This is a genomic window from Bradyrhizobium canariense (assembly GCF_900105125.1).
GTDB classification, from domain to species: domain Bacteria; phylum Pseudomonadota; class Alphaproteobacteria; order Rhizobiales; family Xanthobacteraceae; genus Bradyrhizobium; species Bradyrhizobium canariense_A.
This window is the reverse complement of the sequence record NZ_LT629750.1, coordinates 1,305,273-1,329,804: the sequence shown is the minus strand read 5'-3', so window position 1 is coordinate 1,329,804 and position 24,532 is coordinate 1,305,273. Positions and strand designations below refer to the sequence as shown.

Sequence of the window (24,532 nt, the reverse complement as noted above, 5' to 3'; positions counted from 1 at the left end):
CTCGCCGCCGTGATTCGACGCCGGATCAGAAATACGGGGAAAAATTTGTCGCTCTTGGAACAATTTGCCCGCGGTCAAGTTGCCTTTCTTGGCCAATCGAGCGAGTTCCAATTTCTTTGTAAGTCCTTATTTTCTTTCTTGATTTGGCATTTTGCAACGGCTTCTATGCGGAATCCGCTGCACCAATTTAGATTCGGCGCCGCGTCTTGCTGGGGAATGCCATGAGCGATCTTGATCCCGGAGAAGTATCACCGCCTCTCCGTCCGGTCCCCAAACGCAAGTCCGGCACGAATCCGGAAGCGGACTCGCGACAAGATTTGCTGCACGCGCTTCAGGCGATGCGCAGCGGGGATTTTTCAGTCCGGATGAGTGGCGACTATCTCGGGATCGAAGGAAAGATCGCCGATACTTTCAACGAAATCATCGCCGCCAATCAGCGCATGGCGCAGCAGCTCGAGCGCGTCGGCCAGGTTGTCGGCCGCGAGGGAAAAACGCGGCAGCGCGTCAAGTTCGGGTTAGCCAGCGGTTCATGGGCCGACATGGAAGGCTCGGTGAACACATTGATCGACGACCTGCTCTGGCCGACGCGCGAAGTGACGCGCGCCGTCGCGGCTGTTGCGCAGGGCGACCTTTTGCAAACCGTGCAACTGGATGTCGACGGCCGCCCGCTGGGCGGCGAATTTCTGCAGTCCGCCAATATCGTCAACACGATGATCAAGCAGCTCAGCGTGTTTACATCCGAGGTGACGCGCGTCGCGCGCGAAGTCGGCACCGAAGGCAAACTGGGCGGCCAGGCCCAGGTGCCGGAGGTGACCGGCGTGTGGAAGGATTTGACCGAGAGCGTCAACTCCATGGCCAACAATTTGACCGGCCAGGTGCGCAATATCGCCGAAGTTACCATTGCCGTTGCCAATGGCGACCTCTCCAAGAAGATCACGGTGGACGTTCGCGGCGAAATTCTGCAGCTGAAAGAAGCCATCAATACCATGGTGGACCAGCTTCGCTCGTTCGCCTCCGAAGTCACCCGCGTCGCGCGTGAGGTCGGCACCGACGGCAAGCTTGGCGGTCAGGCGATCGTGCCCGGAGTCGCCGGCACCTGGAAAGACCTTACCGACTCCGTGAATGCGATGTGCGGCAACCTGACGGCCCAGGTGCGCAATATTGCCAACGTGACCACCGCTGTTGCCCGCGGTGATCTCTCGCGCAAGATCACAGTGGACGTACGCGGCGAAATTCTGGAATTGAAAGACACCATCAATACGATGGTCGATCAGCTCAACTCGTTCGCATCCGAAGTGACCCGCGTCGCCCGCGAAGTCGGCACCGAAGGCAAGCTCGGCGGTCAGGCCCAGGTCCCCGGCGTCGCCGGCACTTGGAAGGACCTCACCGACAACGTCAACTTCATGGCCTCCAACCTGACGGCCCAGGTCCGCAATATCGCCGACGTCGCGACCGCGATCGCAGGCGGCGACCTTTCCAAGAAGATTACGGTGAACGTGTCAGGCGAAATCCTTCAATTGAAGGAAACGCTGAACACGATGGTGGACCAGCTTAACGCCTTCGCCGGCGAGGTGACGCGCGTGGCGCGCGAGGTCGGCACCGAAGGACGGTTGGGCGGTCAGGCGAACGTGCTGGGTGTCGCCGGCACCTGGAAGGATTTGACCGAGAGTGTGAACTCGATGGCAAGCAACCTGACGGCTCAGGTCCGCAATATCGCCGAAGTCACGACCGCTGTCGCCAATGGCGACCTGTCGAAGAAGATCACGGTGGACGTCCGCGGCGAGATTCTGGAGCTGAAAGACACCATCAACACCATGGTCGACCAGCTCAACGCGTTTGCCGGCGAAGTCACCCGCGTGGCGCGGGAGGTCGGTACCGAAGGCAAGCTGGGCGGTCAGGCGCTGGTGCGCGGCGTCGCCGGCACCTGGAAAGATTTGACCGACAGCGTGAACTCGATGGCAAGCAACCTGACCGGCCAGGTCAGGAACATCGCCGAGGTGGCAACCGCCGTGGCGAAGGGCGACCTGTCGAAAAAGATCACGGTGAACGTATCAGGCGAAATCCTTCAGTTGAAGGAAACGTTGAACACGATGGTCGACCAGCTCAACGCCTTCGCCGGCGAAGTGACGCGCGTCGCGCGCGAGGTCGGCACCGACGGCAAGCTCGGCGGTCAGGCTGAAGTGCCCGGCGTGGCCGGTACCTGGAAGGACCTCACCGACAGCGTCAATTCGATGGCCGGCAATCTGACGGCCCAGGTCCGCAACATCGCCGAGGTGGCCACCGCGATCGCCGGCGGCGACCTGTCGCGCAAGATCACCGTGGACGTGCGCGGCGAGATCCTGCAGCTCAAGGAAACGCTGAACACGATGGTCGACCAGCTCAACCGGTTCGCCGGTGAGGTGACGCGCGTGGCGCGCGAGGTCGGCACCGAAGGACGCCTGGGCGGCCAGGCCAACGTCCCCGGCGTCGCCGGGACCTGGAAGGATCTGACCGACAACGTGAACTCGATGGCCGGCAACCTCACCGGCCAGGTTCGCAACATCGCCGAAGTGACCACGGCGGTGGCGAAAGGCGATCTTTCCAAGAAGATCACGGTGGACGTGAAGGGTGAAATCCTCGAACTGAAGAACACCGTCAACACGATGGTCGACCAGCTCAATGCGTTTGCCTCGGAAGTGACGCGCGTGGCGCGCGAGGTCGGCACCGAAGGCAAGCTCGGCGGTCAGGCCGAAGTGCCTGAAGTCGCCGGCACCTGGAAGGACCTCACCGACAACGTCAACTTCATGGCCTCGAACCTGACCGCTCAGGTCCGCAACATCGCCGAAGTCGCAACCGCAATCGCCGGCGGTGACCTGTCCAAGAAGATCACGGTCGACGTGCGCGGCGAAATCCTGCTGCTCAAGGATACGCTCAACACCATGGTCGAGCAGCTTCGCTCCTTCGCGGCCGAAGTGACGCGCGTGGCGCGCGAGGTCGGTACCGAAGGCCGGCTCGGCGGCCAGGCGGTGGTGCCGGGCGTCGGCGGTACCTGGAAAGACCTGACCGATAACGTCAACCTGCTCGCGGCCAACCTCACCACTCAGGTCCGCAACATTGCGGAAGTCACGACGGCCGTGGCCCGTGGCGATCTCTCGCGCAAGATCACGGTCGATGTAAAAGGCGAAATTCTCGAACTGAAAAACACCATCAACACGATGGTCGACCAGCTCAATGCCTTCGCCGGCGAAGTGACGCGCGTGGCGCGCGAAGTCGGCACCGAAGGCAAGCTCGGCGGCCAGGCGCAGGTCCCCGGCGTCGCCGGAACCTGGAAGGACCTGACCGATACCGTGAACTTCATGGCCGCTAACCTGACCGAGCAGGTGCGCGGCATCGTCAAGGTGGTGACCGCCGTCGCCAATGGCGACTTGAAGCAGAACTTGACGGTGAAATCGAAGGGCGAAGTCGCAGCGCTCGCCGACACCATCAATAACATGACGGAAACGCTGGCGACGTTCGCCGACCAAGTCACCAGCGTCGCCCGCGAAGTCGGCGTCGAAGGCCGGCTCGGCGGTCAGGCCAACGTGCCCGGCGCAGCCGGTACATGGAAAGACTTGACCGGCAACGTCAACCTGCTCGCCGCCAATTTGACATCGCAGGTGCGCGCGATCGCCGAGGTGGCGACCGCCGTTACCAAGGGCGACCTCACCCGCTCGATCCAAGTCGACGCCAGAGGCGAAGTGGCGGAGCTCAAAGACAACATCAATACGATGATCGGCAATCTGAAGCTCACGACCGACGTCAACACCGAGCAGGATTGGTTGAAGACGAACCTCGCCAAATTCACCAATATGCTTCAGGGCCAGCGCGATCTCACCACGGTCGGCCGATTGCTTTTGACCGAGCTGACGCCGCTGGTGAACGCGCATATGGGCGTAATCTATCAGGTCGAAAACGAAGAAAGCCCGCAATTGCGATTGCTGTCGGCTTATGCCGGCGACGGTATCTACCCGCATCAGCCGATCGTGCAATTCGGCGAAGGCCTGATCGGGCAATGCGCGATGGACAAGCGCCAGCGGCTGGTGTTGGACATCCCGTCTGATGCAGTGCCGATCAGTTCCGCACTCTTGCGCATGGTGCCGAAAAACCTCGTGGTGCTGCCGGTGCTGTTCGAGACACAGGTCAAGGCCGTCATCGAACTCGCGACCGTCAGCGCGTTCACGACCTCGCAGATGACCTTTCTCGAGCAGCTCACCGACAGCATCGGCATCGTGCTGAACAGTATCGAGGCCACGATGCAGACCGAGGGACTTTTGAAGCAGTCCCAGCAGCTCGCCGGCGAGTTGCAGACCCAACAGCGAGAGCTGCAACAGACCAACGAGCAGCTTGAGCAAAAGGCCCAGCAGCTTGCCGAACGCAACGTCGAAGTGGAGCGGAAGAACCAGGAGATCGAGCAAGCCCGGCGTGCGCTCGAGGAGAAGGCGACCGAGCTTTCACTGACGTCGAAATACAAATCCGAGTTCCTGGCGAACATGTCGCATGAGCTGCGCACGCCGCTCAACAGTATATTGATCCTGGGTCAGCAGCTCACCGAAAATCCGGATGGCAACCTGACGGGCAAGCAGGTTGAATTTGCCCGAACCATCCATGGCGCAGGCACTGACTTGCTCAATTTGATCAGCGACATTCTTGATCTGTCCAAGATTGAATCGGGTACCGTGACGGTAGACGCGGAAGAAATCCTCACCTCCAGTCTTCTGGACACCGTCGGACGCCCGTTCCGACATGAGGCGGAAAACCGTCAACTGTCATTCAACGTCGAACTCGACCCCAACCTTGCGCGCAGCATCGTCACTGATTCCAAGCGGTTGCAGCAGGTCCTGAAGAATCTACTGTCGAACGCATTCAAGTTCACCGCCGAGGGCGGCGTACGCCTCAAGGTCTCTGCCGCCCTCGGGGGCTGGAGCGCCGAACATCCCGTTCTCAACACGGCGCCGGCGGTTATTGCCTTCGAGGTGACCGACACCGGTATCGGCATCCCCTCGGAGAAGCAGAAGCTGATCTTCGAGGCGTTCCAGCAGGCGGATGCAGGCACCAGCCGAAAATACGGCGGCACGGGCCTCGGCCTTGCCATCAGTCGCGAGCTTGCCAGCCTGCTCGGCGGCGAAATCCACCTCCACAGCGCGCCCGGCAAAGGCAGTACTTTTACGCTTTATTTGCCGCTGAAATATTCCGGGCCGACGGTGGCGCCGCGCTCTAATGCCACGTCGCAATACAGCATCGTGCCGGCATTGCAGGTTGCGACCCAGGAACGGGTGATCGAACAGTTGCCGGACGACCGGCTGAATCTGGAGCCCGGCGATACCATTCTTTTGATCGTCGAGGACGACCCGCATTATGCGCGGGTCTTGATCGATCTGGCTCACGACAAAGGCTTTAAGGTGCTCGTCGCGGCTCGCGGCGCCGAGGCGCTGGATCTGGCCAAGCAGTTCCAGCCGGCCGCGGTCTCGCTCGATGTTTTCCTGCCCGATATGCTGGGCTGGACGGTGCTGAGCCAGTTGAAGCACAATCCGCTGACGCGACACATCCCGGTCCAGATCATTACGCTGGACGAAGATCGCCAGCACGCATTGGCGCGCGGCGCGTTCTCCTTCGTCAACAAGCCCACGACGACCGAGGGCGTGAGCGCGGCGCTGTCGCAGATCAAGGAATACGCCCGGCCCCGCCGCAAGCGGCTTTTGATTGTCGAAGACAACGCCGCCGAACAAATGAGTATTCGGGAACTTCTCGATCACGACGACATCGAGATCGTCACCACCGATACCGGTGCGGGCGCCCTCTCCGCGCTGCGCAGCGATCCCTGCGACTGCGTCGTGCTGGACCTGCGCCTGCCCGACATGAGCGGATTCGAGGTGCTTGACCAGATCCGCAAGGACGATGGGCTGTCGAACGTGCCAGTCGTCGTCTTTACCGGGCGGGAACTTTCCGCCGAGGAAGATGCGGAACTCCACACCATGGCGCGAAGCATCGTGGTCAAGGGCGTGGAGTCGCCGGAACGTCTGCTCGACGAAACGTCACTGTTTTTGCATCGTGTGATCACGGAATTGCCGATCGAGAAGCAGCGAATGCTGGAAAAGCTGAACAGTTCCGACGAAGACCTGATCGGCAAAACCGCGCTGCTGGTCGACGACGATGCCCGCAACATCTTCGCGCTGAGCAGCGTCCTGGAGCGGCGCGGCATGAAGGTGCTGACCGCCACCACCGGCAGCGAGGCGGTCGCGCTGGTGGGATCGAACCCCGAGATCGCGATCGTGTTGATGGATATCATGATGCCGCAAATGGACGGCTACCAGACCATGGGCGTCATTCGACAAAATCCGTCGTTCAGCCGCCTTCCCATCATCGCGCTTACCGCCAAGGCGATGAAGGGAGACCGGGAGAAATGCCTGGAGGCCGGCGCCTCCGATTATCTGGCCAAACCTGTCAATACCGAGCAACTGCTTCTTGCCATACGCATGTGGCTGCACCGTTGAGCCGCCCTCGATGATGGACCATGAAAAGGTAAACATTCTTCTGGTCGACGATCAGCCCGCCAAGCTGCTCGCCTATGAAGTCATTCTAAAGGAGCTCGGCGAAAACCTCGTCGTCGCAGCCTCGGGCCGCGAAGCGCTCGAAATCCTGCTCAAGAACGAAATCGCGATCATCCTGGTCGATGTCTGCATGCCGGAGCTGGACGGGTTTGAACTCGCGGCCATGATCCGCGAGCATCCCCGCTTCCAGAAGACGTCGATGATCTTCATCTCGGCCATTCAGGTCAGCGATATTGATCGCCTGCGCGGTTACGAAATGGGCGCGGTCGACTACGTCCCGGTACCCGTGGTGCCCGAAGTATTGCGGGCAAAGATAAAGGTATTCGCCGAGCTTTATCGCAAGACCCGACAATTGGAGCGTCTCAACGCCGAGCTCGAAGACCGCGTTCGCGCTCGAACGGCGGAGCTTCAGAAATCGACGACGCAGCTGGTCGAAAGCGAGCAGCGCCGCAGCATGGCTATTGCCGCGGGCAAGATGGGGTCCTGGGATTGGGACTGGCTCAATGGCGACTGGATGTGGGACGAAGGACAATATCGGATTTTTGGCGTCGACCCGCAAAGCTTCGAAGTGACCTCGGCGAATATCGAGGCGCAGTTGCACCCCGACGACGTCAGCGACTTGCGCAAGGCGATCGCTGAATTGACCAAAGGCGCACGGTCGTATGAAGCGGAATTCCGGATCTATCGGCGCGATGGCGAGATGCGCTGGTGCGCCGGCACAGCGGCGGCGACGATCGACAAGAACGGCCGTGTCGTGCGCGTCAGCGGCGTCACCGTGGATATTACCGAACGTAAACGCGCGGAAGAGCGGCAGAGTCTGCTGACCCGGGAGGTCGATCACCGCGCCAAGAATGCGTTGGCGCTGGCTCAATCGATTGTTCGGCTGACACGAGCCGACAACGTCAAAACCTATGTCAATGCCGTGGAGGGGCGTATCAGCGCCCTCGCCCGCGTTCACACGATCCTCTCATTGTCGAGCTGGCAGGGCGCCGAAATCAGCAACCTGGTTGAACAGGAACTTGCGCCGTATTCCATAAGCGGCCAGATCCGGCTGCTGGGTTCCGAAGTGCAGTTGCAGCCGGCAACCGCGCAAACCCTGGCGCTGGCCTTGCACGAGCTCGTGACCAACTCGGCCAAGTATGGCGCGCTATCCACGTTGTCGGGGCGGTTGTCCATCAGATGGGACGTCGCGGATGACGTCCTTGTTCTGAGGTGGGAAGAGACAGGCGGTCCGTTGGTGCAACCGCCGACATCTCGCGGGTTCGGAACAAGGAGCCTGATGGCAAGCGTCGAATCGCAGCTGGGCGGGCAGGCCCTGTTCGACTGGCGCGCCGAAGGCCTGCTCTGCAAGCTCGTGATCCCATTGGTAGGAAAAATGCCGATGCCGGAGCTGAATGAGCGGTTTAGCACCGTCCTTTCCACCGGCTCCCCCCGGCGGGTTTCCGGCTAGACAGCTTCACGAATATGGCGTGCTGGCCGATCTTGCTGGCTGACAAGTGGCGCTTGTCGCATCGCGCCGGTTTTGCATCTGAAACATTCTGCCATCCCGAAGAGATTCACGGGCCCCTGCTAATCTCGTGAGGATGTTCCACCGCCGGAACTCGCGCATGTGACGGACGTTTATTACTCCCGTACGTGAGTGCCCCGAAATGGCTCTGATCACCGTTCGTCCGACCGCCGCCGACATTGCGATCGCAAATTCCATTGCGTCACGCACCAATCCGCCGACGGAAGAGATTGCGGGGATCCTGACCTGGGGGGCCGATGAACACGTGCTGTGCGCCCTGACGGCAGTCTGGTGGCTCTACACGCGCAACCAAAGCCGCCTCAAACGACGCAATGCCGACCATGTTCTGTTGACGACGCTCGTCGCGTCGGCGCTGCCGCATCTGTTCAAGACAATCTTCGATCAAGAGCGCCCTGATCGATTGACCGTGCGCGGTCACTGGCGCGGCGTGCCTTTCTCCGGAAAGCAATATGATGCCTTTCCTTCAGGGCATGCCGTTCACGTCGGAGCGCTGGCCTCGGCTGCATCGAGGTTGCCGAGGCAACAGCGCGACGCGGTATGGCTTGTGGGTGCCGGTCTGGTCGCAACCCGAATCCTGCTGCTCGCGCATTGGACAAGTGACGTGCTGGTCGGGCTTGCGATCGGCGCTGCGACGGAACGTTTTCTGCGAAGATTTACCGGCTATGGCCGGGATAGCGACAGGAATTGATCCGTCGATTGCACAAGCCGGCCCCATGAATTTCCCCCTTCAGCCTTCCTGGTCTGACATCGCGATCCGTCTCGCCCTGACGATGCTGGCTGGCGCTATCATCGGTTTTAACCGCGGCGCGCGAGGCCACGCGGCGGGATTCAGGACCACCATCCTTGTGAGCCTCGCAGCCTCGGTCGCGATGATCCAGACGAACATCCTGCTACCAGTGAGCGGGAAGACATCCGAGTCGTTTGCGGTGTTGGATCTGATGCGCCTTCCCCTGGGCATTCTGACCGGCGTCGGCTTCATCGGCGGTGGCACGATCCTCAAAAAGGGCGATCTCGTTACAGGTGTCACGACCGCCGCCACCTTGTGGCTGATGACGGTGATCGGACTATGCCTGGGAGGCGGCCAGTTGATCCTCGGAACAGCCGCCACCCTGCTGGCGGTCCTCACGCTCTGGGCACTGAAGTGGGTCGATATCGCTATTCCTCGCGAGCACCGCGCGAAGCTGGTCATCACGTGTCCCGCGCAATGGAGCGTGCTGGAGGACGTGCCCAAGCTGGTCGAACCACTCAGGTATCGCGCACGTTTTCAGGAGCAGAGACAAAATCCTGACTCAGACAAAACGGACTATTCGTTCGAATTATCCTGGCGACGTCCTGAACTTGCGAGTCCACCAACGGAACTGCTTCAGATGATTGATCGCCAATTTCCGGTCAAATCATTCGAGCTCACGACCGACAATGGTCGGTAATTGCCCGGTGCTCGAGATATACTCATTGGTGTTGTGAATGGGACGACGTTCCGCCTTACCCGAAGGTCTTCTCCGGCTGTACCGTGAGCCGATAAGCAACGCGGGTATCGCCGGTGAAACCTTCCAGAACCTGATTGCAAATGAGGCAGCAAAACTCGCCCGGCTCCCCCTGTAGAGAAGACACCTCGATGCGCCGGTAACCGGCTTCGCATTTCGGACATTGAACGTCGGATTTTTGCATGCCCGCAATATGCTCCGTACAGCCGTCCGATTCAATTCGGCGCACTGACCTCGTTCACCCCAATTATCTCACTTTGATTTGAAGACGGACCCCGCTGTTGGAAATGATGTCGCGAGCCCAACGCATAAAGGAATGATGTCGCGACGTTCCAATCGCGGGTCGCCCCCGGCGCGCGTCCGCACCAAACGTGAAGTTCAAGGTGATGCGCGATAAATCACGTCATTTGTGCTGACCGGTTGCTGCGTTGATGGCGGCCTCTTTGTCCCCGCCAGATCGGAACGAAACCGGAAAGCGTCAACGCGATCCGGAGTGAAGCTCCGCATGACGTGGATGTATGCTTGTTCGATAAATTCTCGGCTTCCGCAGTGTTCAGGCTCGTCAAGGGGTGATGGCCGATAAAAGCGATCGTTGCCGACGGGCTATCGTGAAATATCGGCTTCAGAGAAGCCTCTTCAGAGAAGCCTCGCGCGAACGAACAGCGCGCGCAGCGCATTTGTCGCCTGCACCGTCAGTATTGCATTTTCGGCGGCGCCTTGAAGAGAACTCATGGCGTCGTCGTGCAGCGATCTGAACTCCATCCACTCGATCGAACTGAGATTGGTTATGAACAGATAGGCTTGGCCGACGGTGCCAATCGAGACCGTTTTGCCGTTCAGTTTAACTTCGAACGTCGCCCGCAGCGGCGTGTTGCAACGTGATGCATCGCTCATGTGGCGGTTGTGCAGCCGGAGCGGCCAAAGTCAATCCGCATTCTTCCCTGCCGCGGGTGCATTGGAAGTCGCCCTCGTCGACCTTGATCAGCGTCAGGTCTGGGAGTCCGCCCGTCGCGTATCCGGCGCGGTCGCATTCAAGCGTGGCACCACGACGAGGTGAGTGAATTCGCCATTTTTATAGGCGCTAAGAAAGCGGTCGTAGTCCCTGATCGAGACACAGCCGTTGGAGTCCCCATTGGGGCCGAGCATGTAACTGTGCGTCAGCAATCCGGACCGCCCGAGCGTTGCGTTACTGTCCTGCGGAATCATGCGGAGCGCTTCAACGCCGTGAAACAGCCGTTCACGCGGCTTCAAATCATAGATCGCGGGCGGGGTTGCCCCAACCATCCGCTCACTCACGTGTTCCGGGTCGTCCATCAGGCGCCCCATGCCCGAATGCGCCTCTATTTTTGACCCGTTCGGCAGATAAACGGCGTGAGCCGAGATGTCGTAGACCGCGGTGAGCTTGTCGTAGCCGAGGGCTGCGAGATCCGGCCCACCGCCAAGGAGCCCGCCGTCAGGGCCTAGCGACGCCAGCTTGATACCGCCCGTCGGCAACAGGTCGCCCAGTTTCTGCAGCAGCGTGCGATCTTCAGGTCGAGCAGCAACAGCGGCGCCGCTCGCAGGCGCGCTTTGTGCATCGAGATTGGCCTCAACCGGGCGAGACCTGGGAAGGGGAACAGCCGGCGAGATCGATGGCTTGGGTTCTTCGATCACAGCCGTCTGGACGTCTTGGGAAGAGGCCTGCGGCAAGTCTTGAAGCAAATCTTGGGCCTGCAGCCTTTGGGCGAGCCGGCTTTTGGCCTGATGCAATTTAAGCTCAAGCTCCGAGGACCAGGCTTGAACAAGTAGACGTGGCGACACGTTTACCGAGGGCGCTCGCGAGATTGGCAGGAAGCGATCCTCGAACGATGAGGCATCAGCTGTTTTTAGCGAGCCGTCACCGAAGACCAAGGCACGCGGGTCAAAACCTGCGAGCCAAACCGCTGCGCCCGACGCAATAGTCAACGCGGCAACGATCGAAGCGATCTTGCCAAAAGACGACATGCTGTGACCTGATGGACACCCCCCATCGGTCGTAGCGACGTAAGCCATCCATCCCCCCGGTTCGGCGCCTTGAGACGAGGACTCGCCAGAACCTGTCAGATTATGCCCCCCAAACTACGGCATATTCTGGACAAAACGCTAGCCCCCGCCTGTTCGAGATCCGGGAGACCTTGAATCGATTGAATAATAGCCGGCCGGACCACCTCATTTCCGGGGCAACCCGCTGTCGGGGAGCCTCCCCGCGCGTTTCGGGGCGACGCCAGGCTAGCGCTGCCGCTCATCCCGGCCATCAGATCAGCCGCCTCGCCGGTGATCTCACCAACTGTTTTGACCGAGCGGGTGACCGGGTCGACCCGACCGCCCAGCCGGGCAACCCGGGCCGGACAGGTCTTTCCGGTCTTCTCGATTTTGACCTGAAAAGCGTAGCCAGGCTTCAGCCAGTTGAGCCAGCGCCCGACCTGCGGCTGGCATTGCCAGAGTGGCCGTTTCGAGCTAGCGAACGATCTCTGTTCGGTGCCCCCGAACGCCGATTTCGGAGCAAGCCGTTGACCGGTATTCGCCGAGCTTTCATTGCCTTTCTGTCCATGGTCGGCATGGCGGGGTTCCCTCCCCTGCAACTGATCGGCAGCGCGATGGCGCAAAGCGCGAGCGCAACGCTTCTGGCCAAGCCCATGGCACTGCCCGAGATCGGGCTCGGAGACGCAAAAGCTCCAGTAACGATCTTCGAATTTGCGTCGATGAGCTGTCCGCATTGCGCGGCCTTCGAGGAGAACGTTTTCCCGATGGTCCGGTCGAAATACATTGATACCGGCAAGGTGCGGTTCGTGTTCAGGGAATTCCCGCTCGACATCAAGGCGGCGGCGGCCTCGATGCTGGCGCGTTGCATTGCCAATGGCGACGCCGAGAAGTTCTTCGGCACCCTCGACAAGATGTTTAAACAGCAGGACGTGCTGATGACGCAGACGAAGGAAACCCTGCAACGGATCGGCAAAGAGGCCGGGATGGACGACCAGGGCGCCGAAAATTGCGTGAAGGATCAGACCCTGCTCGACAAGCTCTCCGCCGATGAAAAATTCGCCGAAGAGGAACTCAAGGTCGATGCGACGCCGACCTTCTTTATCAATGGCGAGATGGTCAAGGGCTCGATGTCGTTCGAGGAATTCGAAGCAAAGATCAAACCGCTCTTAAAGAAATAGCGGTTTTGCCGAGACCTGATCTCTCCAGACCATGGTCGTCGGACCTGGTTTGCTTCGCTGGATCAGAATCCTTGCTTATCTGCCTGTTAGGGCATGATCTTTGCTGAAAACCAGTCGTCGCTTTTGGGATCATGTCCCAAACGCACATCCGTCTTCGTCGGATGATGCTATTCTTGCGGCACTGCAACAAAAGTGATGCCAATGCGCTTGTGCTGGATCCAGGCAATCTGGCATTCGCGCACGGATGCGCCTTTCGCCATGACCAGACGGAAGCGAGCCGGTACGAAGGCCGGGTTCTCTATATCGATGGCTGCGCCTTCCTCCGAAATGTTTCGGATGACGCAGCTCATGACAGAACCGCCCGCTGACACATAGGCCGGTTCGTCGATTTCGGTCCGTGGATACTTACGCTTTTCTTCCATTGACTTCGGTTCTGGAGGCCAACCGCGGCAAGGATAGCGGCAAACCTTAAACAAATTGGGCTGTTTCGCTTTTGCCGGGCACCAATCTTCGATGAACGGACCAAACGCCGCCCTCGGCGATCCCCTCTTGTGCTGCGACCAGCCGCGAACAGTCGACGGCGCCGCTCGCGATTTTCTTATTTATCGATCGATATCTTGCTCTTCCGTTCGTCGCTTTGACAGGGTAGCTTTCGCGCCATGGCTGGTGCGTAGGCGCGACGCTCCGCTCAAAAACGAAGAACAAGCGTCTAACGGGAGCGAAAACACCATGTTCGAGATCCTCGACCGGCGGACGAGTCTGACCGGCAATCAGCTCAAGATCCTCGCCGCAGCCATCATTGGTGACGCGCTGGAATTCTTCGACTACTTCCTGATCGGATTCGTGCTCGCTTTCCTGATCGGACCGTGGAAGCTGACCTTCGGGCAGTCCGCCACGGTGCTGATGAGTTCCGGCATCGGCGCCATCATCGGCGCCTATTCCTGGGGCTGGCTCGCCGATCGCGTCGGCCGCCGCAAGGTTTTCATCGGCACTGTGCTGAATTTCTCGATCGCGACCGGGCTTTTGTATTTCACGCCGGATAATGGCTGGGTCTACCTGTCGGTGATGCGCTTTTTCGTAGGCCTCGGCGTCGGCGGCCTCTATTGCGTGGATCTCCCGCTGGTTCAGGAATTCATGCCCTCCTCCAAGCGCGGCTGGGTCGGTGGCCTCGTCACCTGCGTCATCCCGCTGGGCACCGGGCTTGGCGCGGTACTCGGCGCGTCCGTCGGCAGCGGCGACTGGCGGCTGTTGTTTGCGATCGGCGTGCTTCCGGCCGTTCTGGTCCTGCTGGTTCGGCTGTGGGTACCGGAATCGCCGCGCTGGCTTTGCCGCCAGGGCCGCTATGAGGAAGCCCGCAAGTCGCTCGCCTGGGCGTTGCAGATGGATCCATCGGCGCTGCCGATGCCGACGGCGGCCGATGCCGGTCCGATCATCAAATCCAACTGGCTGGACCTTTTCAAATATCCTCGCAGCCTGCTGGTCTCATGGCTCGGCAATGCCGGCGCGCAGACCGGTGTTTACGGCATCACACTCTGGGTGCCGTCACTGTTCGTGCTGCTGCTCAAGGTGACGCCGCAGGAAGCCGCCAAAATGATGATCCTGCTGACCGTGTTCGGTTTCGTGGGACGCATTTCCTTCGCCTACTTCTCGGAGCTGATGGGACGACGCAATGCGGGCGGCCTGCTCGGCTTTGGCGCTGGCGTCCTCACCATCGTGGCAGGCTACAACTACGACACCACGATCATGGGGGTATCCGCTTTCTGGCTGATCCTGGCGGTCGGCTACTTCTTCGCGGATGGCGGCTTCGCCATCGTCGGACCTTATGGAGCGGAAGTCTGGCCCTCGCATCTCCGGACATCGGGGATGGGATCGGCCTATGGCTTCGGCGGCATCGGCAAGATCATCGGCCCGGTCGGTCTGGCGCTGATCGTAGGCTCAGGCAATTACCTGAAGCCGGACGTGCCATTGCCGCAGATTCCGCTGGCCTTCATCTATCTCGGCTGCTGGTTCCTGATGGCCGGCGCGGTCTATTACTTCTTCGGACTTGAAACGAGAGGCAAGTCGATCGAGCAAATCGACCGGGAACTGGCCGAAACGGCTGGTCTTTCCACGGCCGCGACTGCGGTTCGACGAGCATAGGCTTGAACAGTACAGGCTTGGACGAGATGGTCTTGGATATGCTGACTGCGACATCCGCCGACCTTGCGGGCGACCCGGCCGTGATCTCACGTGCCGAGGCCGTTCGTCCGGCCGTCGGCGCCGCATCGAAAGAGATCGAGAGCACGCGCAGGTTGCCGCCGGCACTGCTCGACAAACTCCACGAGGCGGGGCTGTTCCGTCTGCTGCTGCCGCGCTCGTCGAATGGGATCGAGACCGATCCCATGACGTTCTTCCACGTGATCGAGACCATTGCCCGCGCCGATGCATCGACAGCCTGGTGTCTCAGCCAGGCCGGCGGCTGTGCGATGTCGGCGGCCTATCTCGAGCTGCCGGTCGCGCACGCGATCTTCGGCAACGACCCGCGTGCGGTGCTCGCCTGGGGCCCCGGCCCCAGAGTCAAGGCGATCGAATGCGATGGCGGCTACAAGATCACCGGCGTCTGGGCCTTCGCCTCCGGCGGACGGCACGCGACCCGGCTCGGTGCCCATTGCCCGATCTACCAGGCCGACGGCTCGCCCAAATTAGATGCCAACGGCGTGCAGCAGGAGCGTACCATGCTGGTGCGCACCGAAGATGTCGTATGGACCGACATCTGGAACACGGTTGGCTTGCGTGGCACCGCCAGCGACCAGTTCGCGCTGGACGATTATTTCGTTCGCGCCGATCACTCGATCACCCGCGAGTTCGATCAGGAATGCCGCGAGAGCGGCCCGCTCTACCGCATGGGCTCCGGCACCTGCTACCAGGTCGGCTTCGCCGGTGTTGCCTGCGGCATTGCCCGCGGCGCGCTCGACAGCTTCGTCGATGTCGCGCGCAATAAGGTGGCCCGCGGGCAAAAGAGCCCGCTGCGCGACAATGCCGTGGTGCAGTCCAGCCTTGCCCAGGCAGAAGTCAATCTTCGCGCCGCGCGCGGCTTCGTGCTGCAATCGATGGCCGATGTCTGGAAAGCTCTTTCATCGGGCTCTTTGATCACAGTAGAGCAGCGCATCACCATCCGCATGGCAGCTACGCACGCGATCCATAAAGCGCGCGAGGCCGTCGACTTCGCCTATAATGCCGCGGGTGCCACGGCGATCTTCGAGAACCATCCGCTCGAACGCCGCTTCCGCGACATCCACACCGTGACCCAGCAATTGCAGGGCCGGCTCAGCCATTTTGAAACCGTCGGCGCCTGGATGATGGGCGCCGATGCCGACCTCACTTTTGTCTAAGGAGAAGAACCATGGCACTTGGCGGACTACAGCACTACACCATCGAACCCTCTGATCTGGAAAAGACCAAGGACTTTTACTGCGACGTGTTGGGACTGGAGAACGGTGAACGCCCGCCGCTCGATTTTCCTGGTTACTGGCTCTATTCAGGCGGTCAGGCCACAGTGCACCTGATGGGCACCCGCAAGCCGCGCGAAGGCATCGTGGTACGGGGCACTGAGAAGAAATATGAGGATACCGGCCGCCTCGATCACATCGCGTTTGCCGCGTCCGACGTCGAGGGTGTGCGCAAGCGGCTGCAGGCGAAGAACGTCAAATTCCGCGAAAGCATCGTGCCGCGCACCGGCGATACGCAATTCTTTCTCTACGATCCCGATGGCGTCGGCGTGGAGCTGAATTTTCCGAAGGCGTGAGGCGCCTAAATATTCGCATTTGAAACCCCGGCCGGCGCCGCGCTGGCCGGGGTTTTCGTTTGGTGGATCTCACTTCATTTACACGCGTTTGTGCGGGGCAGGCTCCGGCTCGATACGCGCCAGGTTCCTGAGAAAGCCATCACGCGGCCCTCTCTCGGGCGCAAAACAGTCAGCGTTTGCCCCATTTTGCATGCGGAGTTGGCGGGCCGCGCCGCTGCGGCAGGATAGCCGGGCGCCACGCCTTCAACCTACCCCAAGGTCCGTGTGCGTCCGGCTATTCGCATCCGGCCGCGCCGGTCTTGCCGGGTCAAGCGCTGGAACGCGATGCGAACAAACAGCATTGCATCCATTCCAGATTCCTGACGGAGCGCGATCTTTTCGAAGAGCCGGTATCCACTCTTCCGGATTGCGTTCTAGGACGAATCCACATTCAACGGAGCCAGATGCAGATTGCGGCGAGGTGGACGAAGGCGAGGAAGTAGTCTGCCCGTCGGTCATATCGAGTGGCGAAGCGACGGAAGTGTTTGAGCTTGTTGAAGCAGCGCTCGATGCGGTTGCGTATCTGGTAGATCGTCTCATCATGCGGGATGGGGACCTTGCGAGAGCGGGTTGAGGGGATCACCGCTTCAGCGTTCATGTCTGCGATGGTCCTGCGCAGGTCGTTGTTGTCATAGGCCCTGTCAGCCAGCACGGCCTCGGCCTTAAAGCCTTCGAGCAGGGCTTTTGCAGTGAGGTTGTCGTGTCGTTGGCCGGCGGTAAGCATGAGGCGCAGCGGCCGGCCGAGGCTGTCGCAGAGCATGTGGATCTTGGTAGTCAAACCACCTCGGGAACGCCCCAGTTCCTGAGTTTTGGCCCCCCTTTTCCGCTCGCGGCCTGCTGATGGACACGAACCAGAGTGGTATCGAGCATCAGGTATTTGTTGTCGCGATCCTTGGTCAGTTCGGTGAACACCTTCTCCCACACGCCGGCCTTGGCCCAGCGGGTGAAGCGTGCGTGTACGCTCTTCCACTTACCATAGCGCTCCGGCAGGTGCTGCCAGTAGGCTCCGGACCGCAGAACCCACAAAACCCCGTTCACGAACAGACGGTTGTCGACGCCGCTGCGGCCGGGATCCCCCACCTTGCCCGGCAGCATAGGCCCAATCCGAGCCCATTGCGCCTCGCTTAGCTCATAGCGCTTCACACCCATCAGCCCGCTCCGAATCAAAAAGGTCCGGAACGCATTGATTCAGCATCTTTCAGCTATAGGAATCCTGAATGTGGATTGGTCCTAGTCGAGGCCCCGTTCGTGGCTCAAGCGCACCATCTCCTCGATGAAGACCTGCTTTTGCTGGTCGTTGAGGCTCGCAAATAGCGGCTCGGCTGCATCGGCGACATTGCGCTGATCGACCGCGCGGTCGTCAAGGAACTGCGCTTCGTTTCGCATCTGCTCGATAATATCGTCCGGCGGGTCGCGCTTGGCGCGCGCAATTCGCAGGTTGAGGCGATCGGCGCCGTTATGGCCGAGATAGTGCATCGCGCTGTTGAACGCCGTCCAGTTCTTCTCCTGCTCCGGGGTAAGATTCAACTCGGTCTTGATCCGCTCGATGTTCGCATCGCTGTTCGAAACGATCTGATCGGCGGTCAGCTGTGGCTCGCCGGGCTGCGTTAACACAGCTGGCGGCTTGGTCCCTTCGGCCTGCTTGGTCATCTTCCCGTTCTTGCCAGTCTTCGCGGCCTTGGGTGATCCGGCCTGTTTGCTATCGCTCGCGGCGGGCGTTTGCGTTTGTGGGTTATTTTGATTGTTTCCAGCACCGAGCACGCCGGTGAACACACCGACGACGCCACCGATTGCGCCGCCTAATACTCCGCCGACCGGTCCGGCCGCCTTGTTGCCCGCCTGGGCTCCCTGCTGAACGCCTTGAACAAGGCCTTGCGCCTGCGCTCCTGCGATTGCGCCAAGAAGCGTCAGGACCACTGCCCCAATCGCGAAACGCAATCCAAACTGCGCGGGCGCGGCGGGTATCGGGCCGATCATTATTTCGTCTCCATGGTCGATCTTGATGAAGTGGGCTCGGCGATTCCGAGCGATACGAACGCGAACATTAGCTTTGCCGCGATGCGCAAGTCTACCGCCGCGCCGAGCCGATGATGGGAAGAAGATTTTCGATCCACAACACCGCCGTGTGGCGGTCCCAACCTGCGGCGCAATCGCGCACCTCAGGAAAAACGGTGCGGCTCGATCTTATGTGTGCAGCGCAGTATGCTCGGGGATTCCTGCGGCGAGACAATGTTTACGTCACTGCGAGATCGTTACGCGGCCTCTGGAAACCACAACGTTAGTTCTAGATGAACGATGCATGTGATTTCTCGACAGATGTTCGCAATTCTGATCTGATCGTCACAACGATATCTTCGCTGCGCGCTGTAGCGCGGTAACCGGGCTGCCCGGAGGCGAAGCAAAAACAACAAGAAATTCTGTCTTGCCAAGATTGGTTCACCTGGGAGGGAACGCCATGTCACGGAAGAAGATTTCTCGTCGTCAATTCGTAGCTGCCACTGCACTATCGTCGGCCGCGCTGATCTCGGCGCCGTACATACGAACGGCTTACGCGGCCGGCAGACTCACGATGGGCTTTTGGGATCACTGGGTTCCCGGCGCCAACAAGGCCAGCACCGACCTCGTCAATGAGTGGGCCGCCAAGGAGAAGGTCGAGGTTTCGATCGACTACATCACGAGCCAGGGCAACAAGAACCTGGTGACCATCGCAGCCGAGGCCCAGGCGAAATCCGGCCACGACATCTTGGCGATGCCGACATGGTGGCCGCACGCGAACTCCGACCTGCTCGAACCCGTCAACGACATTATGGATCCGTTGGTCAAACAGAACGGCGAGGTCAACGGCACCGTCAAATATCTCGGACAGCTGGACGGCAAATGGCTCGGCGTACCCGCCTGCATCGGCAGTCAGATCAAGGGGCCCTGCTCGCGCATCGACCTGATGAAGAAATACGCCAACATCGATGTCCAAGAAATGTATCCAGCCGGCAGCCCGCCCAAGGCGGACAACTGGACGACGGATACGTTCCTGAAGGCGGCGGAAGCCTGCCACAAGGGCGGCTTTCCCTTCGGCATCGGGCTCGGAGAGACGTCCGACAGCGTCGATACGGCAGGCGCATTTTTCCTGGCCTTCGGCGCCCAGCTCGTCAACGCCAAGGGCGACCTCACCGTCAAAACCGACGAGGTCCGCCAGGCTCTCGAGTTCTACAAGAAACTGATCGCCTTCCTGCCGCCCGACGTCGCAGCTTGGGACGATGCCTCCAACAACAAATGGCTGGTCTCCGGCAAGGGCGCCATGATCATGAATCCGCCCAGCGCCTGGGCAGTTGCCAAACGCGATGCGCCGCAAATCGCGGAGCAATGCTGGACCCACGGTTTCCCGGTTGGACCGAAAGGCCGGTTTGCGCCGTTCCTTCCGTTCTTCTGGAACATCTGGAGTTTCTCCAAGAACAAGGAAGCCGCCAAGAGTCTGCTGGTGCATCTGTCGCAGCCGGAGTCGATCGCCAAGCTCGTCGAAGCCAGCGGTGGTTACGACTTGCCGGCATACGCGAAGATGACGACGCTCAAGACCTGGGCGGAAGAAGGCCCGCCAAAGGGCACACTCTTCAGCTACCCAAATCCCTACAATCATCAAACGCTGTCGATCGCAGCGTCGCCCGCGCCGCCAAAGATCGCCCAGCAGATCTACGCACAGGCCACCATTACCAAGATGTGCCTGAAATACTTCCAGGGTGAAACGATGGAAAAGACGCTGGCCTGGGCGGAAGGCGAGTGCGAAGGCTTCATGCGGAGCTAACGCCCGCCCCAAGGCCTGCTGCGACGCCAGTTAAATCAGTGCGATCCGGAGCCGACGATATGCCGGCTCCCGAGCTATCCGGAAATCCCGTTCTTCTGAAGCCAATCGCCGCGAGGAAGATGTATCATGGTCGATGTCGCATTTCAGCCGAACAGCGTCGCTGCAACACGATCGACGCGAAAGCGCTCGAGTTTACGGGCCACGCTTAAAAGGAAATCAACCGCCGCGTTTCTGATGACGCTGCCGCTCATTCTCCTCATTGTCATCCTGGTAGTCTATCCCGCATTTTATTCCCTGCATCTGGCAACGCTGAACAAGTCGATGCAGCATTTTGTCGGCCTCGGCAATTTTCAATTCCTGTTCAAGCGCGACACGTTCTGGCTAGTGGTCGAGCAGTCCTGTATCTTTGCGATCTCGGCCGTCGTCTTCAAGGCGGTGATCGGTTTCATCGTCGCGCATTTCGTTCATAACATCCCGGCGAAGGGACAGCGCAAGTGGCGTGGAATGTTGTTGGTGCCGTGGGTGATCCCGCCGGCGATGAGCACGCTGGCCTGGCTGTGGCTGTTCGATCCGTCCTACAGTGCCTTCAACTATACGCTTTCATTTTTTGGTATCGGGCCGATTGCGTGGACCGGCGACCCGAACTGGGCCCGCTTCTCGGTCATCCTGGTCAATGTCTGGTACGGCGCGCCGTTCTTCATGATCATGTACCTGGCGTCGCTGAAATCGGTGCCCGATCAGCTTTATGAAGCCGCCGCCATCGATGGTGCCAATTGGTGGCAACGGATCTGGTACGTGACACTGCCGATGATGCGCAACATCATCGCCATCACGACTCTGTTCTCGCTGATCGTGACCTTTGCGAACTTCGACATTGTGCGGATCCTGACCGCCGGCGGACCGCTCGACCACACCCATATTTTTGCGACGTGGGCTTTCCGGGTCGGGATCGAAGGCAGCGACATTCCGCTGGGCGCCAGCGTCTCGCTGTTCATGTTCCCGATCCTCGCCATCGCGGCGGTTTTCATCCTCCGCGACATCAACAAACGCGGGAACGAAGCCTGATGACAAGCACTGCGGTGATGGACAAGGCGGCACCGACCCGCGCGGTCAAATATGGCAGCATGAGCCGCGACCGCACCTGGGCACTCAGGTGGTCGTACTTCTTCCTGACGCTGTTTGCGATCTTCTCGCTGGTGCCGCCGCTTTACATGGTGATCACGTCGCTCAAAAGCAGCGCCGAGATTTCGGCGGCGACCAATCCATGGTGGGTGTTTCATCCGACGCTGGAATATTACATCGGATTGCTGTCATCGAACCAGTTCCTGACGTTCTTCCGGAATTCGGCGCTGGTCTCGATCCTGGTGGTCGCGATCACCATGCTGATTAGCGTACCCGCAGCCTTTGCGATGGCACGGATGCGGTTCTGGGGATCGGCGACCCTCGCGACCGGCGTGTTCCTGACTTACCTCATCCCGGACTCGCTGCTGTTTCTGCCGCTGTTCAAGATGTTCGCGGTGTTCAGCGACTTCACCGGAATTCAACTCATCAATAGATGGTACGTGCTGGTGATCGTCTATCCGACGCTCACCGTGCCGTTCTGCACCTGGATCATGATCGGTTATTTCGCCTCGATTCCGAAGGAGCTCGACGAAGCTGCCATCATCGACGGCGCCTCATGGTTCCAGACGCTGACGCGCATCTTCATACCGGTGGCGCTGCCAGGTTTGATCGCCGCGACCATCTTCGCCTTTACGGTGTCGTGGGCGCAATTTCTCTATCCGCTGGTCTTTACGACATCGACGGACCAGCTGGTACTGCCGGTCGGTATCATCACCACCCTGATCAAGGGCGATGTTTACAACTGGGGACAGATCATGACCGGCGCCCTGCTCGGCGCCGCACCGCCCCTCATCATCTACGCTTTCCTGATGGACTACTACATCGCCGGTCTGACTGCCGGCGCGACAAAGGGTTGATGCTTATGGCTGACGTTACGTTGCGTAAGGTGATCAAGCGTTACGACGAAGTCGAAGCGGTGCGCGGCATCGATCTCGACATCGCCGACCACGAATTTGTCGTGCTGGTGGGGCCGTCGGGCTGCGGGAAATCGACCACGCTGCGGATGATCGCGGGGCTCGAAGACATTACCGACGGCGACATCATGATCGGAGGCGACCTCGTCAACGACGTGCCGCCAAAGGATCGCGACATCGCGATGGTGTTTCAGAACTACGCACTCTATCCGCATATGACAGTTGCTGAAAACATGTCGTTCGGACTGCGCCTCAAGCATTATCCGAAGGCCGAGATCAAGACCCGGGTCGACGAAGCCGCGCGCATGCTGGATATCGCAGAACTCATCGATCGCAAGCCCAAGCAATTGTCGGGCGGCCAGCGCCAGCGCGTCGCGATGGGGCGCGCCATCGTCCGCAACCCCAAGGTTTTCCTGTTCGACGAGCCGCTCTCGAATCTCGACGCCAAGCTTCGGGTCCAGATGCGTATCGAAATCAAGAAAGTGCATCAGAAGGTCCGCACCACAACCGTCTACGTGACCCACGACCAGGTTGAAGCGATGACGCTCGCCGACAGGGTCGTGGTCATGAACAAGGGACGCATCGAACAGATCGGTACGCCGAACGATCTCTATCACAAGCCGGCGACCCGCTTTGTCGCGGGATTCATCGGCTCGCCGGCAATGAATTTCCTCCCCTGTCGGCTTGAGGATGCCGGCGGCAAACTGAATATCCGGCTGACCGACCGTATCGCCTTTCCACTACCGCCTGCCCGCGCGGCCAGATATCAGGGCGTTGCACGCAACGAGAAGCTGCTGCTCGGGCTGCGGCCGGAACATATCGCGGAAGCTAAGGCGCATCCGGAGCCGGGAGTTGAGCCATTCGATACCGTTCTGGATGTGATCGAGCCGATGGGGATGGAGACGCTGGTCTATTTTATCCTCGAAGGGGTGGAAGTCTGCGGGCGGGTCACCCCCAACGCCGGTGCCCGCGCCGGCGGTCCGCTTCGATTGGCAGTGGACCTCAACAATATGCACCTGCTAAACGAGGTGACCGGCGCCGTCATTTGACGGCCACATAACAAGAAAGGCCTGGGCTGGAATGGCGACCAATAAGAAGAAAATTCTCGTCACCGAAACAATGTCGCCGAAAGCGCGGACTCTGCTGATCGAACGGGACGACATCGAACTCATCGAATTTCCCAATTTGATCTCCGCCAAGGATTTCGAGGCGCTGCTGACAGCACAGGCGCCGGTACATGGCGTGGCGCTCGGCGCCACCCGCTTCGGCGAGCCGGAACTCGAAGCGTCCAAGGACATGAAAGTGGTGACCCGGATCGGCGTCGGCTACGACGCCGTCGATGTCCCGGCGCTCAGCCGCCGCAAGGTCCCGCTGATGGTAGCGGGCACCGCCAATTCTCCTTCCGTGGCGGAACAGGCCTTGTTCATGATGCTGACGCTGGCCAAGCGCGCCGTCGAGATGCACAACCTTGTGAAGGACGGAGCCTGGGCTACCCGGCTCGGCAAGCTGCCTTTCGATTTGTTCGGCAAGACAGTTCTGATCATCGGCTTTGGCCGCATCGGCACCCGCATCGCCAAACGCTGCCTGGCGATGGAAATGAACGTGCTGGTCTACGACCCCTACAAATCAGCCGCTGAAATCAAGGCCGCAGGTTGCGAGCCGGTTGCCGATCTCGATGCGGCTTTACCGCGCGCCGACTTTGTCAGCATCCACTGCCCGAAGACGCCCGAGACGGTCGGGATGTTCAACGCGGCGCGGTTGAAGCGCATGAAGGCGACCGCCTATCTGATCAACACCGCACGCGGCGGAATTGTCGAAGAAGCGGCGCTGTATGATGCACTGAAGTCCGGCAAGCTCGCCGGCGTGGGTCTCGACGTTTTCGAGCAGGAGCCGCCGCCGTTCGGTCATTCGCTGTTCGAACTTCCCAACGTCATCATCGCCCCGCATGTGGCGGGAGTGACCCGGGAGGCGGTCGACCGCATGAGCGAGCAGACCGCTCGCAACATTCTAAGCGTGCTAGACGGCGAGCCGATCCGGCAGAACGTCATCAATCAGGATGCGCTGGGCTGAGCCGGACTCGTCCGACCTTCGCCGATCATTCGATTTGTACCGGCCTTTGG

General features: G+C 60.2%; 19 protein-coding genes and 1 pseudogene. 14 read left to right on the top strand and 6 right to left on the bottom strand.

The features are described 5' to 3' along the window. The first annotated feature begins 221 nt into the window (after positions 1-221). From BLV09_RS06565 to BLV09_RS06550, 4 genes are all read left to right on the top strand, one after another. Entirely contained in the window at positions 222-6,509 is a 6,288-nt protein-coding gene (locus BLV09_RS06565; RefSeq protein WP_146686698.1) for a HAMP domain-containing protein, read from the top strand. Between the two features lie 13 nt (positions 6,510-6,522). Further along, the gene (locus BLV09_RS06560; protein WP_146691007.1) at positions 6,523-8,016 is read left to right on the top strand and encodes an HWE histidine kinase domain-containing protein; all 1,494 of its coding nucleotides are present in this window, start codon (positions 6,523-6,525) and stop codon (positions 8,014-8,016) included. A gap of 199 nt (positions 8,017-8,215) precedes the next feature. Next, the gene (locus BLV09_RS06555) at positions 8,216-8,782 is read left to right on the top strand and encodes a phosphatase PAP2 family protein (RefSeq protein WP_146686697.1); all 567 of its coding nucleotides are present in this window, start codon (positions 8,216-8,218) and stop codon (positions 8,780-8,782) included. Further along, positions 8,757-9,521, top strand: a complete 765-nt coding sequence (locus BLV09_RS06550) for an MgtC/SapB family protein (RefSeq protein ID WP_244548980.1) — start codon at positions 8,757-8,759, stop codon at positions 9,519-9,521. Before BLV09_RS06555 ends, BLV09_RS06550 begins: the two co-directional genes overlap by 26 nt. Before the next feature lie 55 nt (positions 9,522-9,576). Here the strand turns inward: BLV09_RS06550 and BLV09_RS06545 are convergent, their stop codons facing one another. From BLV09_RS06545 to BLV09_RS06535, 3 genes are all read right to left on the bottom strand, one after another. Beyond that, positions 9,577-9,762, bottom strand: coding sequence for a hypothetical protein (locus tag BLV09_RS06545; RefSeq protein ID WP_100381841.1), 186 nt, complete (start codon positions 9,760-9,762; stop codon positions 9,577-9,579). A gap of 452 nt (positions 9,763-10,214) precedes the next feature. Further along, positions 10,215-10,472: a hypothetical protein gene (locus BLV09_RS06540; RefSeq protein ID WP_100381842.1), complete on the bottom strand. Its 258-nt coding sequence runs from the start codon at positions 10,470-10,472 to the stop codon at positions 10,215-10,217. 93 nt (positions 10,473-10,565) lie between these two features. Continuing rightward, the gene (locus tag BLV09_RS06535) at positions 10,566-11,468 is read right to left on the bottom strand and encodes a DUF2778 domain-containing protein (RefSeq protein ID WP_244548979.1); all 903 of its coding nucleotides are present in this window, start codon (positions 11,466-11,468) and stop codon (positions 10,566-10,568) included. Positions 11,469-12,145: 677 nt separating this feature from the next. Between BLV09_RS06535 and BLV09_RS06530 the strand changes: the two genes are divergently transcribed. Next, entirely contained in the window at positions 12,146-12,757 is a 612-nt protein-coding gene (locus BLV09_RS06530; RefSeq protein WP_100386874.1) for a DsbA family protein, read from the top strand. Between the two features lie 167 nt (positions 12,758-12,924). Here the strand turns inward: BLV09_RS06530 and BLV09_RS06525 are convergent, their stop codons facing one another. Next, positions 12,925-13,179, bottom strand: a complete 255-nt coding sequence (locus BLV09_RS06525; RefSeq protein ID WP_100381844.1) for a PilZ domain-containing protein — start codon at positions 13,177-13,179, stop codon at positions 12,925-12,927. A gap of 307 nt (positions 13,180-13,486) precedes the next feature. Here BLV09_RS06525 and BLV09_RS06520 point away from each other — a divergent pair, with 307 nt between their 5' ends. From BLV09_RS06520 to BLV09_RS06510, 3 genes are read left to right on the top strand one after another with little or no spacing between them, the layout of a single operon-like run. Beyond that, on the top strand, positions 13,487-14,896 hold the full coding sequence (locus BLV09_RS06520) for an MFS transporter (RefSeq protein WP_146686696.1): 1,410 nt from the start codon (positions 13,487-13,489) through the stop codon (positions 14,894-14,896). Between the two features lie 38 nt (positions 14,897-14,934). After that, entirely contained in the window at positions 14,935-16,128 is a 1,194-nt protein-coding gene (locus BLV09_RS06515) for an acyl-CoA dehydrogenase family protein (protein ID WP_244549147.1), read from the top strand. A gap of 11 nt (positions 16,129-16,139) precedes the next feature. Beyond that, a complete protein-coding gene (locus tag BLV09_RS06510) occupies positions 16,140-16,541 on the top strand; it encodes a VOC family protein (protein ID WP_100381847.1) in 402 nt (133 codons plus the stop codon). Between the two features lie 430 nt (positions 16,542-16,971). Here BLV09_RS06510 and BLV09_RS06505 read toward each other — a convergent pair. Both BLV09_RS06505 and BLV09_RS06500 read right to left on the bottom strand, forming a co-directional pair. Beyond that, positions 16,972-17,675, bottom strand: a pseudogene (locus BLV09_RS06505) (IS5 family transposase). A 135-nt stretch (positions 17,676-17,810) separates the two neighbouring features. Next, positions 17,811-18,497 (bottom strand): Spy/CpxP family protein refolding chaperone, encoded by a 687-nt coding sequence (locus BLV09_RS06500; RefSeq protein ID WP_244549146.1) that lies wholly within the window; start codon positions 18,495-18,497, stop codon positions 17,811-17,813. On the opposite strand from BLV09_RS06500, the gene BLV09_RS37920 reads away from it, so the two are divergent. From BLV09_RS37920 to BLV09_RS06475, 6 genes are all read left to right on the top strand, one after another. After that, complete coding sequence (locus BLV09_RS37920; protein WP_244549251.1) at positions 18,441-18,671, top strand: hypothetical protein; 231 nt, start codon at positions 18,441-18,443, stop codon at positions 18,669-18,671. The genes BLV09_RS06500 and BLV09_RS37920 overlap by 57 nt on opposite strands. Positions 18,672-19,035: 364 nt before the next feature. Continuing rightward, positions 19,036-20,376: an ABC transporter substrate-binding protein gene (locus BLV09_RS06495; protein ID WP_146686693.1), complete on the top strand. Its 1,341-nt coding sequence runs from the start codon at positions 19,036-19,038 to the stop codon at positions 20,374-20,376. 126 nt (positions 20,377-20,502) lie between these two features. After that, positions 20,503-21,441 (top strand): carbohydrate ABC transporter permease, encoded by a 939-nt coding sequence (locus BLV09_RS06490; RefSeq protein ID WP_100381850.1) that lies wholly within the window; start codon positions 20,503-20,505, stop codon positions 21,439-21,441. Next, positions 21,441-22,355 carry a carbohydrate ABC transporter permease gene (locus BLV09_RS06485; RefSeq protein ID WP_100381851.1) on the top strand — a complete coding sequence of 305 codons (915 nt, stop codon included), beginning with the start codon at positions 21,441-21,443 and terminating at the stop codon, positions 22,353-22,355. Before BLV09_RS06490 ends, BLV09_RS06485 begins: the two co-directional genes overlap by 1 nt. A 5-nt stretch (positions 22,356-22,360) precedes the next feature. Further along, the gene (locus tag BLV09_RS06480) at positions 22,361-23,461 is read left to right on the top strand and encodes an ABC transporter ATP-binding protein (protein WP_146686692.1); all 1,101 of its coding nucleotides are present in this window, start codon (positions 22,361-22,363) and stop codon (positions 23,459-23,461) included. Positions 23,462-23,492: 31 nt separating this feature from the next. Beyond that, positions 23,493-24,482 carry a hydroxyacid dehydrogenase gene (locus BLV09_RS06475; protein ID WP_146686691.1) on the top strand — a complete coding sequence of 330 codons (990 nt, stop codon included), beginning with the start codon at positions 23,493-23,495 and terminating at the stop codon, positions 24,480-24,482. Positions 24,483-24,532 lie beyond the last annotated feature (50 nt).

Coding starts and splice junctions, on each gene's coding strand:
- BLV09_RS06475 (WP_146686691.1), top strand. CDS start 23,493: ATGGCGACCAATAAGAAGAAAATTCTCGTCACCGAAACAATGTCGCCG.
- BLV09_RS06510 (WP_100381847.1), top strand. CDS start 16,140: ATGGCACTTGGCGGACTACAGCACTACACCATCGAACCCTCTGATCTG.
- BLV09_RS06555 (WP_146686697.1), top strand. CDS start 8,216: ATGGCTCTGATCACCGTTCGTCCGACCGCCGCCGACATTGCGATCGCA.
- BLV09_RS06490 (WP_100381850.1), top strand. CDS start 20,503: ATGGTCGATGTCGCATTTCAGCCGAACAGCGTCGCTGCAACACGATCG.
- BLV09_RS06520 (WP_146686696.1), top strand. CDS start 13,487: ATGTTCGAGATCCTCGACCGGCGGACGAGTCTGACCGGCAATCAGCTC.
- BLV09_RS06495 (WP_146686693.1), top strand. CDS start 19,036: ATGTCACGGAAGAAGATTTCTCGTCGTCAATTCGTAGCTGCCACTGCA.
- BLV09_RS06530 (WP_100386874.1), top strand. CDS start 12,146: ATGGTCGGCATGGCGGGGTTCCCTCCCCTGCAACTGATCGGCAGCGCG.
- BLV09_RS06545 (WP_100381841.1), bottom strand. CDS start 9,762: ATGCAAAAATCCGACGTTCAATGTCCGAAATGCGAAGCCGGTTACCGG.
- BLV09_RS06515 (WP_244549147.1), top strand. CDS start 14,935: ATGCTGACTGCGACATCCGCCGACCTTGCGGGCGACCCGGCCGTGATC.
- BLV09_RS06560 (WP_146691007.1), top strand. CDS start 6,523: ATGGACCATGAAAAGGTAAACATTCTTCTGGTCGACGATCAGCCCGCC.
- BLV09_RS06485 (WP_100381851.1), top strand. CDS start 21,441: ATGACAAGCACTGCGGTGATGGACAAGGCGGCACCGACCCGCGCGGTC.
- BLV09_RS06525 (WP_100381844.1), bottom strand. CDS start 13,179: ATGGAAGAAAAGCGTAAGTATCCACGGACCGAAATCGACGAACCGGCC.
- BLV09_RS06480 (WP_146686692.1), top strand. CDS start 22,361: ATGGCTGACGTTACGTTGCGTAAGGTGATCAAGCGTTACGACGAAGTC.
- BLV09_RS06540 (WP_100381842.1), bottom strand. CDS start 10,472: ATGAGCGATGCATCACGTTGCAACACGCCGCTGCGGGCGACGTTCGAA.
- BLV09_RS06550 (WP_244548980.1), top strand. CDS start 8,757: ATGGCCGGGATAGCGACAGGAATTGATCCGTCGATTGCACAAGCCGGC.
- BLV09_RS06565 (WP_146686698.1), top strand. CDS start 222: ATGAGCGATCTTGATCCCGGAGAAGTATCACCGCCTCTCCGTCCGGTC.